The sequence below is a fragment of the Gloeotrichia echinulata CP02 genome (genome assembly GCA_038087035.1).
Taxonomy (GTDB): domain Bacteria; phylum Cyanobacteriota; class Cyanobacteriia; order Cyanobacteriales; family Nostocaceae; genus Gloeotrichia; species Gloeotrichia echinulata.
This window is the reverse complement of sequence record CP051187.1, coordinates 1945350-1960331: the sequence shown is the minus strand read 5'-3', so window position 1 is coordinate 1960331 and position 14982 is coordinate 1945350. Positions and strand designations below refer to the sequence as shown.

Annotated in this window: 11 protein-coding genes; all 11 read left to right on the top strand. The window is 41.0% G+C overall.

Features of this window, described 5'->3' with window-relative positions:
* The first annotated feature begins 40 nt into the window (after positions 1-40).
* The 11 genes from HEQ19_08635 (at position 41) to HEQ19_08585 (ending at position 14958) form a co-directional block, all read left to right on the top strand.
* On the top strand, positions 41-784 hold the full coding sequence (locus tag HEQ19_08635) for an FkbM family methyltransferase (protein WYM03315.2): 744 nt from the start codon (positions 41-43) through the stop codon (positions 782-784).
* A 152-nt stretch (positions 785-936) separates the two neighbouring features.
* The gene (locus HEQ19_08630) at positions 937-2187 is read left to right on the top strand and encodes a glycosyltransferase (protein ID WYL99584.2); all 1251 of its coding nucleotides are present in this window, start codon (positions 937-939) and stop codon (positions 2185-2187) included.
* A gap of 2 nt (positions 2188-2189) precedes the next feature.
* A complete protein-coding gene (wzy, locus tag HEQ19_08625; GenBank protein WYL99583.1) occupies positions 2190-3671 on the top strand; it encodes an O-antigen polysaccharide polymerase Wzy in 1482 nt (493 codons plus the stop codon).
* A 161-nt stretch (positions 3672-3832) separates the two neighbouring features.
* Positions 3833-5047, top strand: a complete 1215-nt coding sequence (locus tag HEQ19_08620; protein WYL99582.1) for a glycosyltransferase family 4 protein — start codon at positions 3833-3835, stop codon at positions 5045-5047.
* Complete coding sequence (locus HEQ19_08615; protein WYL99581.1) at positions 4992-6146, top strand: glycosyltransferase; 1155 nt, start codon at positions 4992-4994, stop codon at positions 6144-6146. The genes HEQ19_08620 and HEQ19_08615 overlap by 56 nt, the downstream gene beginning before the upstream one ends.
* A gap of 328 nt (positions 6147-6474) precedes the next feature.
* Positions 6475-8268 (top strand): asparagine synthase (glutamine-hydrolyzing), encoded by a 1794-nt coding sequence (gene asnB, locus HEQ19_08610; GenBank protein ID WYL99580.1) that lies wholly within the window; start codon positions 6475-6477, stop codon positions 8266-8268.
* Positions 8269-8343: 75 nt separating this feature from the next.
* Positions 8344-9555, top strand: coding sequence for a glycosyltransferase (locus HEQ19_08605; GenBank protein WYL99579.1), 1212 nt, complete (start codon positions 8344-8346; stop codon positions 9553-9555).
* A 12-nt stretch (positions 9556-9567) separates the two neighbouring features.
* Positions 9568-10719: a glycosyltransferase family 4 protein gene (locus HEQ19_08600; GenBank protein WYL99578.1), complete on the top strand. Its 1152-nt coding sequence runs from the start codon at positions 9568-9570 to the stop codon at positions 10717-10719.
* A 72-nt stretch (positions 10720-10791) separates the two neighbouring features.
* Positions 10792-11622: a glycosyltransferase family 2 protein gene (locus HEQ19_08595; protein ID WYM03314.1), complete on the top strand. Its 831-nt coding sequence runs from the start codon at positions 10792-10794 to the stop codon at positions 11620-11622.
* 373 nt (positions 11623-11995) lie between these two features.
* Positions 11996-13468 carry a TldD/PmbA family protein gene (locus HEQ19_08590; protein WYL99577.1) on the top strand — a complete coding sequence of 491 codons (1473 nt, stop codon included), beginning with the start codon at positions 11996-11998 and terminating at the stop codon, positions 13466-13468.
* A 149-nt stretch (positions 13469-13617) separates the two neighbouring features.
* Complete coding sequence (locus HEQ19_08585; GenBank protein WYL99576.1) at positions 13618-14958, top strand: TldD/PmbA family protein; 1341 nt, start codon at positions 13618-13620, stop codon at positions 14956-14958.
* Positions 14959-14982 lie beyond the last annotated feature (24 nt).

Sequence of the window (14982 nt, the reverse complement as noted above, 5' to 3'; positions counted from 1 at the left end):
TTTCAGAAATCATTTTAGCAAATAATTGATTAGAAAAAAAATGACAATCAATGTATCCGGAATTTCCAATCAATCTCTCATGGGAAAACTTCTACGCTTGCTCCTAAAAATAATTCCATCTACAACTATTTTACCTATCTTACAGGGTAGACTTAAGGGAAAAAAGTGGATTACAGGTTCAAGTCAACACGGCTGTTGGTTAGGCAGCTATGAATACGATAAGCAAATTATGTTTGAGCAAACTATAATCGAGGGAAGTATTGTATTCGATCTGGGCGCAAACGTTGGATTTTACACACTTCTAGCCTCAACTTTAGTTGGTTCTCAAGGAAAGGTATTTGCATTTGAACCAATGCCCACTAATGTTGATTATCTGAAGCAGCACCTGAGATTAAATCGTATATCTAATGTTAGTGTTATTGAAGCAGCAGTTTCAGATACTACTGATATTGCTTATTTTGAAGTCAATTGTTCTAGATCTGAAGGGAAATTATCACCACAAGGTACTCTTGAGATTAGAACAGTTACTCTAGATGACCTAATTGCTAAAGGGGATATTCCTACTCCCCACTACATCAAAATTGATGTGGAAGGAGCAGAAATGAAAGTTCTTTTAGGAGCTAAGTCTATGATTGTAAATGCTCATCCAACTATATTCCTAGCAACTCACGGTGATGAACTTCATGCACAATGCATTTCTTTTTTGACTTCATTAGGTTACAAATTACAAACAGTCAGTGATAAAATGTTGTCAGATGCTGATGAGTTGATTGCTTATTATTGAACATTCAACTTTTTTGTTAGCCATTGCCAGCGTAATATTTCTGTGTAGGCGCGAATTATATTCGCTTGATACTTGAAATAATGAATCATCGAGTTCTCATTATCAGTCCCCACTTCCCACCAATTAACGCCCCCGATCACCAAAGGGTGAGAATGTCTTTGCCTTATTTGGAAGAATTTGGCTGGGAATCTCATATTCTGACGGTGCGACCAGATGAAGTGGAAGGAGTTCACGATCCACTGTTAGCAAAAACAGTTCCCCAGCATATCCCAGTCACACGTACAGGAGCATTATCGATCCAACAGACTCGAAAAATTGGTATGGGTAGCCTGGGTCTGCGATGTTTTCCTCAGCTACTCAGGGCGGGAAATCGTCTTCTGCAACAGCAAAAGTTTGATTTGGTATATTTTTCCACAACTATATTTATCTCGATGGTGCTTGGGCGGATTTGGTATCGTCGTTTTGGTATTCCTTACATTTTAGACTTCCAAGATCCCTGGCTCAGTGATTACTACCAAAAATCAAGTCATGCAACGCCTCCAGGTGGTAGTTTGAAGTATGGGTTTTCTCAACTGCAAGCTAAACTACTAGAACCTGTTGCCCTAGGGGCAGTTAGTCATGTGATTAGTGTGTCACCAGGCTATCCGCAAATCCTACAACAGCGATATCCTCACTTGCGCCCGGATCAGTTTACGGTTCTACCCTTTGGTGCCCCAGAGGCAGATTTTGAAGCACTCCCCTCACTTCCGGTTCAGCAAACAATATTTAATCCTGATGATGGTAAGCGTCACTGGGTTTACGTAGGTCGAGGTGGTGATGATATGGCCCTAGCGTTGCGGGCCTTATTTTTGGGTATTCAGTGCGATCGCCGTCAAAATCCCGACGCATGGCAATCAATTCGGTTACACTTTGTTGGCACCAGCTATGCGCCGAAAGAATTAGCTGTCAAAACAGTAGAACCAATTGCTCAAGAGCTTGGTGTTGGTGATTTAGTGACCGAATATCCCGTTCGCATTTCCTACTTTGAAGCACTAAAAGTCCTCACGGACAGTGATGCTATCCTCCTGATTGGTTCCAATGACTCTAGTTATACAGCTTCCAAACTTTACCCCTGCGTTCTAGCTCGCAAACCCATATTTGCGATTTTCCATTGTCAGAGTTCTGTGGTTGATATTCTCAACCGCTGTCAAGCTGGGGAATCTGTAACTTTTAGCTCCAACAACCAACCAGATGACTTGCTCGGTGATGTAATTACTGCTATTCACAGATTGCTTTCTATACCAAAACAATTTATACCAAAAACGAACTGGTCAGCCTTTAAACCTTACACAGCAAGAGAAATGACCAGGAAGCAATGCCATATTTTTGATCAGTGTCTTGCTACTTCTGATAAGAGTAAATGACCATGAATCAGTCTTACCCAAGCACTTACCAGTCATTAGCTTTGCTACCCGTCGTTGAACGATATCAACAGCGACATCTGCTGAAAGTATTTTGGCTAATTGCTGTGGCGTTATTGGTATATGAATTTCGGGCTGAGACTAGTTCGGTAATCACTAAATTGGCAGCAATCTTAATAACTGTGGCAGCACTTATGCCCAGCTATCTTTGGTGTTCTGGTCGAGCATTGGGAATGCCTATTTTTCCTTTGTTTGCTCTCACATACACTTGGACTCATGCCTTACCCTTGGTGACTAATCATACGTCAGTAGTGATTTATTCTCCTAACAGTCATTTATTTGCTAGCCTCACTGTTGGTGGATTGTTAGGCTTAGGGACTTTAGTTTGGTTTCGATTGGTTAAATTTCCTCCTCCTTTGCCCAAACATTATCGGGCATTAAACGGTAAAAAGGGGAATTTATTTTTCTTATTAATTATGGCGCTAGCCGTTATTTTCAATGTGTCTAAAAACGGAGGATGGCTATTACTAGACGGAGGTATATTTGCTGCTGTTCGTGGCGCTGTTTTAGGACTAACTGTCCTGGCTAGCTTTGTGTTGACATATCAGTTAGGTAACCGGACTTTATCAAAAACTCAGTCACGATTATTTTTAATTTTCCTGATTGCCTACATGCTAGCAGATTCAGTTGGTTTACTACTTGTAGGCGCTGCTTCTACTTTTATGGTATCTACATCTGCCTTTATTATTGGTCGTAAAAGAGTACCAATTTTGGCGATTTTAATTGTTGCTGTCTGCCTATCTTTTTTGCAACAAGGCAAGGGCGAGATGCGTGTCAAGTATTGGTTTGAAGCAAAAAAACCAGCGATAGTTCAACCTTGGCAGTATGGAGACTGGTATAGGGAATGGATTGGTTACAGTTTAGAAAAGATGCAAAAGAAAGATGAGACATATACATCATCCAAGTCAGAAAAAAGTCCATCTTTTGTAGAACGTTCCAGTGTAATTCAGATGCTCCTTTTAGCTCAGAAGAAAAGCCCGCAACCAATTCCCTATTTATATGGAGAAACTTACGCTATTATACCACAGCTATTGATTCCCCGTTTCCTTAATTCCAATAAAATTCGCAGTCATGAAGGCACTTATATCTTGAGCATTCACTATGGATTGCAGAAACGTGAAAATACTTATGGCACGACGATTGGTTGGGGGTTGCTGGCTGAATCTTATGCGAATTTTGGTATTTTCGGCTGTGCTGGACTGGGCATAATTTTAGGAACCTTATACGGAAAAGTCACTCGTTGGTCGATGAATGCACCGATTCTTTCAGCCCAATCACTGTTTGCTGTGCTATTATTGGCGTTTTCTTTTCAGACTGAGTATAGTGCTGGAGTATACGTTTCTGCTTTATTTCAATCCAGTATGGTGCTGTTGGGGATTGTGGTAGTCTTAATGAAGAACCATAAAATACCAAAATTTCCAGTTTAGGGACTTCTCAATTAAAAAATATTCAACTATTTATTGTGGGGTGGGAGTCTCACCTGCCCCTAACCAAAGGCAAGATTACCCAGGTCATAAGATTTGCTAATTTATTTGGTTTATTTCTAGGACTTTCCTGATTACTCATGAAAAACAAGTTCAGTTAGCCCATGAAAAAACTGGCGATTGTTATATCCCATCCAATTCAATATTATTCTCCTTGGTTTAGTTATCTGGCTAACACAGCAGGTTTAGCTGTGAAAGTTTTTTATTTGTGGGATTTCGGTGTTTCAAAGCAGATCGATGTAGGTTTCCAGCAGGAGATCCAATGGGATATCCCATTACTGAGTGGGTATGATTATGAATTTGTTCCTAATATCAGTTCTCATCCTGGGACTCATCACTTTTGGGGTTTACAAAATCCATCGCTAGTCTCACAAATTCAAGATTTTAACCCGGAAGCAGTGTTGTTGATGATTTATAACTATGCCAGTATCTATCGTTTTTTGTGGAGATGGAATACAGGTAAAACTCCGTTGTTATTCCGTGGAGATTCTCATCGATTGCTAGCGTCTAATGGTGTAAAATCTTGGGCAAGACAGCAAGTTATTAGCCAACTATATCGTCGCTTTGCGGCTTTCCTTTATGTTGGTAAAGCCAACTATGATTATTTCCGCTATCATCATGTTGCCGATGAGCGTCTGTTTTTTTCTCCCCATACAGTAGATAATAATCGCTTCTTGGCTGAAGCTGATACAGTTCATCAGCAGGCATTCCTATGGAAACAAGGTTTGGGGATTCCCTGTGATCATGCAGTAATTCTGTTCGCAGGTAAACTCGAAGAGAAAAAACGTCCTTTGGACTTGCTCAATGCTTTCTTGTTAGCAAATATTTCTCAGGTATCTCTGTTATTTGTAGGTGCTGGTCCATTAGAGAAAGAACTAAAAAAAACAGCAGCAGGATACCCAAATATTCACTTTGCTCCTTTTCAAAACCAAACATTAATGCCCCGTACTTACGCAGCTGCTGATTTATTTGTTTTACCCAGCTACGGTAGTGGAGAAACTTGGGGACTGGCTATTAATGAAGCAATGTGTTTGGGTCGTCCAGTCATTGTCAGCAACCATGTGGGTTGTGCCCAAGACTTAATTCATAATTATCAAAATGGTTTAATTTTTGCCGCTGGTGATGTACCTGCCTTAGCTAATAGCCTACAGCAAGCATTATCAGACCGTCAACGCTTGCGAACGTGGGGAGAGAACAGCCGTGGTATTGTTTCCAAATATAGTTACACTCAAGCGACTCAGGGTTTAATTCACGCTCTCGAATATGTCAAATCAAGCAAAATCCAAGCATTTACATGTCTGGACACCCCACCTGTTTAGTTTTAATGGTGGTATCCAAACCTACTCAGCATTTTTTATTCAAGCTTTACAAAATATTTATTCTGACAGTCAGTATGATGTGTTTATCAAACATGACGTTCAGACCTCGCCCAGCAACCCCTATTTACCCCAAACTCGATTTCACTTTGCAGGTCGTTTACCACTCAAAGTCCGCACACTCTTTTTTGCAGCCCAAATCATTGGCCAGGGTCTGATACACAAACCAGACTTAGTGCTAGCAACGCATCTAAATTTTGCCCTGGCGTCCCTGCTACTCAAACGTTTAACGGGTATCCGTTACTGGGTAGTTGCTCATGGGATAGAAGCCTGGAATATTAAAAGCACAGCTTTGATCACAGCTCTGATGGAGGCAGACTTAATTTTAGCCGTCAGCAGCTACACACGCGATCGCCTATTACAGCAACAAAACCTCGACCCCAAAAAAGTCACCCTCCTACCCAACACCTTTGATGCTTCTCGCTTTGCGATCGCACCAAAACCTGATTATTTGCTCAAGCAATATAGACTCAAACCAGAACAACCTGTGATCTTAACTGTTGGACGATTAGCAGGAATGGAGCGATACAAGGGGTATGACCAAATTATCAGAGCCATGCCCCAAATTCGTCAATTTATTCCTAACGTTCACTATATTATTGTCGGACAAGGAGGTGATCAACCCCGAATTGAGCAGCTAATTGCTGAACTAAAACTACAAGATTGTGTCACCTTAGCTGGGTTTGTACCTGATGAAAAGCTCTGTGATTACTATAATCTCTGCGATGTTTTTGCTATGCCGAGTAAGGCCGAAGGCTTTGGTATTGTTTATTTAGAAGCATTAGCCTGTGGCAAAGCTGTTTTAGGAGGGAATCAAGATGGGGCAATAGATGCCCTCTGTCATGGTAAATTAGGGGCACTTGTCAACCCTGATGATGTCCAAGCACTGGCACAAACACTGACCGAAATTCTGATTAAGAAGTATCCCAACTCTTTGATGTATCAGCCAGAGTCATTGCGGGATTTAGTGATGAATGTATTTGGATTTGAACAGTTCCAATCAACGCTAAATCAACATTTGGAAACACATTTATATAACTGAAGAATAGACCAAAAAAATCAAATTTTCTAGATTTGTGTTCTGACAACTGTTGGATTGGACAAAACATAGATATATCGACTCTTAGCGGATATTTGGTAAGTATTCAAAGTAATAAAATTTTTCCACAGACACCTATAAACAGGGTACTTGCTATACCTTTAGAAAGCAAAGTAACCAAGTAGATCCCATTGAAAATTGGGACTTTAAAGTTCTATTTCTACACCGTATGGGGGTAGAGTAGAAAAATAAACTTTGGATATTCTTCAAACATCCTCTAAGCTTTTTAAGTTACTATTGTTTCACAACTAACAATAGAAATTCGGATAATATGTGTGGCATTGCTGGAATTCTTACAGTCCATCAGTATCAGGATAAATTAGAACAAATTATACGGCGGATGCAAGTTGCTTTGCATCACCGTGGACCAGATGATGCTGGTATTTTTATTGCCCAAGAAAAACAAGCTGCTTTTACCCATACGCGGTTGTCAATTCTCGACCTCAGTAGTGCTGGACATCAGCCTATGTCTACTTCTGATGGGCGATACTGGATTACTTTCAACGGTGAAATCTATAACTTTCAACAACTGCGACGGGATTTAATTACTCAAGGAGAAAAATTTAATTCGCAAACAGATACAGAAGTAATTCTGAAGTTATACCAAAGGTGGGGTAGTGATTGTGTACAGTATTTACGTGGCATGTTTGCCTTTGCAATTTGGGATGATTTTGAGAAAACTTGTTTTTTAGCTCGTGATCCTCTAGGTATTAAGCCACTCTATTATTGGCAATCTGGTGCAACGTTAATATTTGCCTCAGAATTAAGAGCGCTGCTTGCCTCCAGCTTACCTGCTGTTAATTTGAGCATGGAGGGATTATATGGTTATCTGATTAGTGGTTCAGTTGCGGAGCCAAATACTTTAATCGAGGGAGTTTACTGCTTAAATGCTGGTCACTATCTGCATTGGCAGGCTGGTCAACTGACGCAAAAACAATATTGGCAAATTGATTTTACGCCAGAATCAATTACATTGGAACAAGCCCGCGACAAAGTGCGCTCTGCCCTGATTGATTCCATTCAACACCATTTTGTCAGTGATGTACCAGTAGGTGTGTTTCTCAGTGGCGGGATAGATTCCACAACAGTGGTCGCCTTAGCACGTCAAACCCAAACTGGGTTACTAAAAACTTATTCAATAGGCTTTGAAGAAGCGGAATGGAATGAAGGAGAAATAGCCAGCAAAATTGCTCATCATTTTGATACTGAGCATACAGAATATACAATTACTTCTTCTGTAGGTCAATCATTATTTCCGAAATTCCTAGAAACCATTGACCAACCAACTGTTGATGGCTTTAATACTTTTTGTGTATCCCAATTAGCTCGTCAAGATGGTACAAAAGTTGTCCTTTCTGGATTAGGAGGAGATGAATTATTTGGAGGCTATGGCTCTTTTCATAAAATTCCCCAAATGGTTCGCTTAAGTAGGACAATTAAAGCCTTTTATCCGCTGAATATTGGTATTGGTATGGGATTAGAGCATTGGGCAAGAAAGCCCCAAATCAGACGCATAGGAGACTTCTTACAAGATACCCCAGACTCGAAAGCTGCTTACCGCAGTTTTCGAGGGATATTCTCCCATCAAGAAGCTTGCCAAATAGCACATCAATACCTTCCAGAACGGGATTTACCCCAACGTCTTCGCCATGATCAAGTTATGTCTCTACCTTCTGTTGAAGATGAAGTTAGTTTATTGGAAATTAGCGGCTACATGCGTAATCAGCTATTAAGAGATAGTGATGTTATGAGTATGTCATGGGGCTTAGAACTACGAGTACCCCTTGTAGACCGTGTGTTTGTAGAAACGATTGCTTCTATACCCAGTAACCTGCGCTTAATGCCGAAAAAAAAGTTGTTAATTGAATCGGTTCCCGAATTACCCAGTTGGGTGACTAACCGACCAAAACGAGGTTTTTCTTTTCCTTTCCAAAAATGGATAACAGATGAATGGCATGAATGTTTTCAGGGGATAAATTCATCGGAAAATATAGATTTGGGAAATTGGTATCGTCGTTGGAGTCTGGCATTACTACAGTATTGGTGGCAAAAAGTTTCTAACTAATCTATCGGCAATTAGTAATAAAAAAACTAGTGTGTTTCCTAGTCAGAAATTATTTTAATAAATAAATTAACTGCAATGAAAACAGTTTTACAGCAAGCATATGTCTGTCATGTAGTTGCCAATATTAATGAAAATAGTGGCGGACCAGCCTATTCAGTAACTAACCTAGCACAAGCTTTATCAGTGCAGGGAATTTCCCCTCATTTATTTACCCTTGACTATCAAGGACATGGTAAACAAGTTTCTACAACAAATGTCAATCTTCATAGCTACACGGCGACAAAATTAGCAAAATATCTGCGGGGATTTCAGCCAAGCGCTAGTCATGCTTTACAAAAATTGGCAGCAACAGAATTGGATTTAATTCATAATCACGGACTTTGGATGTTTCCTAACCTTTATGCCCGTCAAGCAGCCACAAGAAATAATCTACCATTGTTGATTTCTCCTAGAGGGATGCTAGAGGCTTGGTCTTTAAGGAATAGTTGGTTAAAAAAACTACCTGCATGGTTTCTGTATGAACAACAGAATCTCCAGAAAGCCATCGCCTTCCATGCAACTTCAAAAGAAGAAGCTAAGTCCCTTCGCCAGCTAAATTTTCGTCAACCTATCGCTGTAATTCCCAATGGAGTCAGTATCCCTAACCTTGATACTCAACCTAGTCGAGAGGTTTTATGTAGCCTATTTCCTGAACTGACTGCCAAAAAATGGCTACTGTTTCTATCTAGGATTCATCCAAAAAAAGGTCTAGATAACTTACTATTGGTATGGAAAACACTAGTAAAACAATTTCCTGACTGGCATTTGGTAATTGCCGGACCTGACTTAATCGGCTATCAAGCCAAATTAGAAGAGCTAACAGCAACATTACAATTGCAGTCACAAGTGACATTTACGGGAATGCTATCTGGAGAGCAGAAAGCCTCTGCCCTAAGTAATGCTGATTTATTTATTCTGCCAACCCATTCAGAAAATTTTGGGATTGCAATTGCAGAATCTTTAGCTTATGGGGTACCTGTGATTACTACTAAAGGCGCTCCTTGGCAGGATTTAGAAACATATGGCTGCGGTTGGTGGATTGAGAATAACCAGCAAGGACTAAGAAATGCTTTGGTAGATGCTATAGAGATGTCTGGGAGTGAGCGACAAGCAATGGGTGTTAAAGGCAGAAATTTAGTTGACACCAAATACTCTTGGAATGCGATCGCCAAGGATATGGCAAGTGTTTATCACTGGATTCTCAGTGGTGGTGAACCGCCTAGTTGTGTTCAGTTTTATGGCGCTTAAGGAGGTTGGAGATTGATTATTTCTATTGCTACAGGTCCTTGGTTTCCTGTTCCTACTCTACAAGGAGGGTCCCATCACCGTCTTTGGCAGGGTTTGGCAGAAGAATTTGCAGCGGCTGGTCATCAAGTAACTATCTTGTGTCGTTCCTATCCAGGACAACCCCCCACAGAAATCATCAATGGCGTTAGCTACATCCGTCGCGGTGGCTTTTCCCAAAGTCCAAACATCTGGCTCGACTTGGTGAAAGATTTAGCTTATGCTCTGCAAACCTTTCCTAACTTACCGTCTGCCGACATTTTAGTCATCAACGATTTTTGGCTACCTGTGTTTGCGCCACTGCGTTCTAAAGTGGGCAAAATTGTTGTCAGTGTCGGTCGGTTTCCTAAAGGCCAATACCCTTTGTATGCTCGTGCAGACCGTTTTACAGTTTTGTCCCAGTCAATTTGGCAGGGAATCGCACAACAGTATCCTAATGCGATTCCACGTATGCGATTAATTCCTAACCCTGTTGACACTCGCATCTTTTCGCCACCTACACAGCCTAGGACAGAGAAATCAGAAAAAGTAATTTTATATGTAGGCAGAATTCACCCAGAAAAAGGAATTCATCTGCTTATAGATGCTTTTTCCATCCTATCTCAGCAAATTTCTCCGGTCAAATTGAGGATTATTGGACCGAGTAAAGGAAGTCAAGGTGGTGGTGGTGAAGGTTATTTTAATCAACTAAAGCAGAAAGCTGAGGGATTAAATGTGGAATTTATAGAACCAATTTTTAATCCCAATAAATTAGTAGAAATATATCGCTCTGCTGATTTATTTTGTTATCCTTCATTAGCTGAAAAAGGTGAAGCTTTTCCCATTGCACCTTTAGAAGCAATGGCAACTGGTTTAGTACCAATTGTTTCAGATTTAACCTGTTTCCAAGATTATATAGAGAACGAGCAAACTGGATATTTCTTTGAACATCGTAGTCCAGATGCTGCACAAAATCTCGCAACAGTAATGGCATCAGTGATTCTAAATTCTACCAAGAGATATCAAATAAGTATTAAAGCTAGCCAAAAAGCATCTGAATTTAGTTATCAGCGGATTTCTAGTCTATATCTGGCTGATTTTGAGGATTTATTCAGCAATGAAGGCGTTAAGAATAGTATAGCAGTATAGCCTTGCTATTTGAATTATTTGTCTGAATAAAAAGCTGTTTTTTTGAAGAATACACACACAATCTTAGGTTTTATGCTCCAAGAAATTACTCCACTCATCCTTACCTATAATGAAGCCCCAAATATTGCTCGCACTCTCCAGCAACTCACTTGGGCAAACACAATTGTAGTTATCGATAGCTACAGCACTGATGAAACTCTAGAAATTTTGCGTTTCTATCCCCAGGTGCAAATTTTCCAGAAAAAATTTGATACTCATGCTAATCAATGGAACTACGGTTTAGAGCAAGTTAAATCCCAGTGGGTATTGTCTCTAGATGCAGACTATATTGTGACAAATGAACTGATCGCTGAAATGGCTGCTTTATCAGCAGATGGGCGAATAGATGGCTATTGTGCGAAATTCAAATACTGTGTTTTTGGTAAACCATTGCGAGGTACAATCCTACCGCCACGTCAAATCCTCTTTCGCAAAGACAAAGCAATTTATATAGATGATGGACATACTCAGCTTTTACAACTCTCTGGTAAGTCTTCCATGTTTTATGCCTATATGCACCACGATGATCGCAAACCCTTAAGTCGCTGGTTGTGGGCGCAGGATCGCTACATGGTAATTGAAGTGCAGAAATTATTAGCAACTCCCACAAATGAATTGAGTTGGGGCGATCGCATCCGTAAACAAAAACTTCTTGCTCCTTTGATTATCCTCTTATACTGCTTAATCCTCAAAGGTGGTATTCTCGATGGTTGGCGAGGTTGGTACTATGCCTTCCAACGGGTGTTAGCAGAGATTCTTCTAGCAACTCGTTTGATTGAAACTGAGAATATGTACAAAAATTCTTCTCGACTATCTCAGCAATCTTGGAACTTAACTGCTAGTAGATTACAGCAGAAAATCTAAAAAAGGTTTACATATACTTTTGAGTGACCGCAGGATTAATAAGTTACGTTTATTAGCGGTAGAAAAAGATAAGACGATGACCCAAATAATAGAAGAATTATTGGATAGCCTGCCAGAACCCAAAAAAGACGTTTAATAAATTAAACGTTGGCGATACATCCCCGGTCTGAAGACGCGGGGCTTTTCGCCTATCGGTTATTTTTTGTAAAAAAAAGAAAATAATGTTCGCGTAAATCATCCGCGAACAAGACGGTATCAGGTGAGGAAACCCCTACTGCCATGCTGCCAACTCTGGCTTTCATCGATTTGTTAGACTGAACACACCAGGATTTTTCAGTCAAATCTCTGATAATGCCAGCAGACGAGGCTACCCATGCTTACTAGTACGCTACTTCTCTCGAACCAACTCCCCACCCTGCAATATTCCTCCACACCGGAGCGATTCGATGAAACCTGGGAAGCCCCCCTGGCTACCCTTCTGGGGCTAGGACGCGCCGCCGGCGCTGATTTCATCGAAATATTCCTAGAACGTCGTAACTACATCAGTTGTCTTGCTGAAGACGACACCATCACCAGTATTTCCCCAAGCCTAGCCACAGGCGCGGGCGTTAGAGTATTTCGCGGTAAAGCTGATTGCTACGTCAGCACCAATAATCTTTCCTTTTGGGGATTGAAAGCAGCTTTAGAAAAAGGGCTGTCAATTCTGGGATTACAATTACCCGCACCTACGGCATTTATACCAGAAATCAACCTGGAATTACTGCGCGACTACGCCACCAAACGCGGTAAAGATGGCTGGTTACCTCTGTGTAGCTCCATCCGCGAAATGGGAGAAGTCCTCCTTGATGGTACTGCTAAACTCAAACAAAAAGCCACCCATGTCCAATCCCGCCGCGCCACCTACTTCCGCGATTGGCAAGAAATTTTAGTCGCAGCTAGTGATGGTACCTTTGCTCGTGACATTCGCCTCACCCAGTCCGTAGGATTTAATCTCCTGTGCGCCGATGGTGCAAATCGCACCTCCATCGGTCAACGTGCTGGTAATACCAGCGATGCGAATTTCTTGAGAACCTGGGATTATCAAGAAGCGTCCGAGCAAATAGCCGAATCCGCCGGGAAAATGCTGTATGCAGATTACGTCGAATCAGGTAATTACCCGATTATCATGGCGAATCACTTTGGCGGCGTAATTTTCCACGAAGCCTGCGGACATTTGCTGGAAACTACTCAAATTGAACACCAAACAACACCCTTCGCTGACAAAAAAGGCGAAAAAATTGCCCACGAAAGTTTGACCGCCTGGGATGAAGGGCGTTCTGACAATGCCTTCGGTACAATTGACATGGATGACGAAGGTATGCCGGCTCAAAGAACCCTGTTAATTGAAAAAGGTGTTCTCAAGAATTTTATCGCCGATAGAACAGGCTCTGTACGCACAGGACACCCCAGAACCGGCAGTGGGCGTCGTCAAAATTATACCTTTGCTGCCGCTAGCCGGATGCGGAATACTTATATCGCACCTGGCGAATACAGTGTTGATGATTTATTTACCTCAGTTGATAAAGGTATTTACTGCAAAAAAATGGGTGGTGGTAGTGTTGGTGCTACAGGTCAATTTAACTTCAGTGTAGATGAAGCTTATTTGATTGAAAATGGCAAAATCACTAAACCATTGAAGGGAGCTATTTTAATTGGTGAAGCGAAGGAAATTATGAATAAGATTTCCATGTGTTCTCAAGATTTAGAACTTGCACCTGGATTCTGTGGCTCCGTCAGTGGCAGTATTTACACCACAGTTGGACAACCCCACATCAAAGTCGATTCAATTACCGTCGGTGGACGCTAGAGAATTTTAGATTTGAGATTTTTTGTAGGGTGCGTTAGGCTGAAGCCGTAACGCACCGTTAATTCAATTCGCTGCGTTAAACTTGGTTATAACGCACCCTAGAAAATTTAGCCAAAGACAAACAGAAATCATAACATCCACAATTGACTATGCCGAATATTAGTGAAATTGCAACCTACGCCAAAGAAAACGCTGAAAAGCTTGGCATTAAAAAATTTGACATTTACGGCTCTACTGTCGATGAAACTAGTGTGCAAGTCGATCAAGGTGAGCCAAAACAAGTTAAAGCCTCAAATCGTTCTGGTGTTACTGTCCGCGTCTGGAATGAAGACAATACAATGGGTGTCACCAGCACTACAGATGTAGATCCCCAGGGACTAGAATTAGCTTTAAAAACTGCCTACGAAGCTAGTTTTTTTGGTGTTAAAGAAAATGTCCCAGATTTTAGCCCAGAAGCTACAATTCCTATCGCCAATATACCCCACGATAAAGCACCCCAAGCACCTGTTGCTGAATTAATCGAAAAATTGCTGGTAGCTGAAAAAGAATTACTAGCTGCTCATTCCGCAATTAAAGGGGTTCCGTATAACGGCTTGGCGCAAAGAGATATTGATAGATTTTATCTCAATAGCGATGGCGCTGTGAGAACAGAATCTCACTCTTTTGCATCTGTTTATCTTTACAGCAAAACTGAAGAGGAAGGCAAAAAACCTCGCGGTGCAGGTGCTTTGAGAATCAACCACAGTTTAGATAATCTAGATTTGAATGGTTGTATCAAAGAAACTGCAGATAAAACAATTAGCCACTTGAATTATGAAAAAATCACGACTGGTAAATATCGAGTCGTTTTTTCTCCTGAAGCTTTCTTAAGTTTGTTGGGGGCTTTTTCTAATTTGTTCAATGCTCAAAGTATTTTGGACAACCAAAGCCTCTCTAAACCTGATGATTTAGGTAAGGAAATCGCTTCCCCTCTGCTTTCAGTTGTGGATGATGCATTGCATCCGGCTAATGTCGGCGCAGAAGCTTTTGATGGTGAAGGAACTCCTACCCGTAAGGTTTCGCTGATAGAAGGTGGCGTTTTAACAGGCTTTCTCCACAGTGCTGGAACTGCTAAAAGGTTGAACGCACAGCCTACAGGTAATGCAAGTATTGGCGCTAAAGTTAGCGTCAGTCCTAATTTTTATCATGTTTTTGCTGCAGCTAATGCTGCACAGGAATTAAGTTTAGAAACTGCCGAAAATGTAATTTTGATTGATGATTTACAAGCGCTTCATGCGGGTGTGAAAGCCTTACAAGGTTCGTTTTCTTTGCCTTTTGATGGTTGGATAATTAACAAAGGTGTGAAAACAAGTATTGAGTCAGCCACAGTTGCTGGTGATTTTCTGGAACTGTTGAAATCAGTTATTTATGTGGAAAAAGAAGTGGAGTTAACCCCTGGGGGTGTTTGTCCTCGGATTTGGGTTGATGAACTCTCGATTACTGGGGAGTAATAAGAAAATAAGACCCTAAGAAAA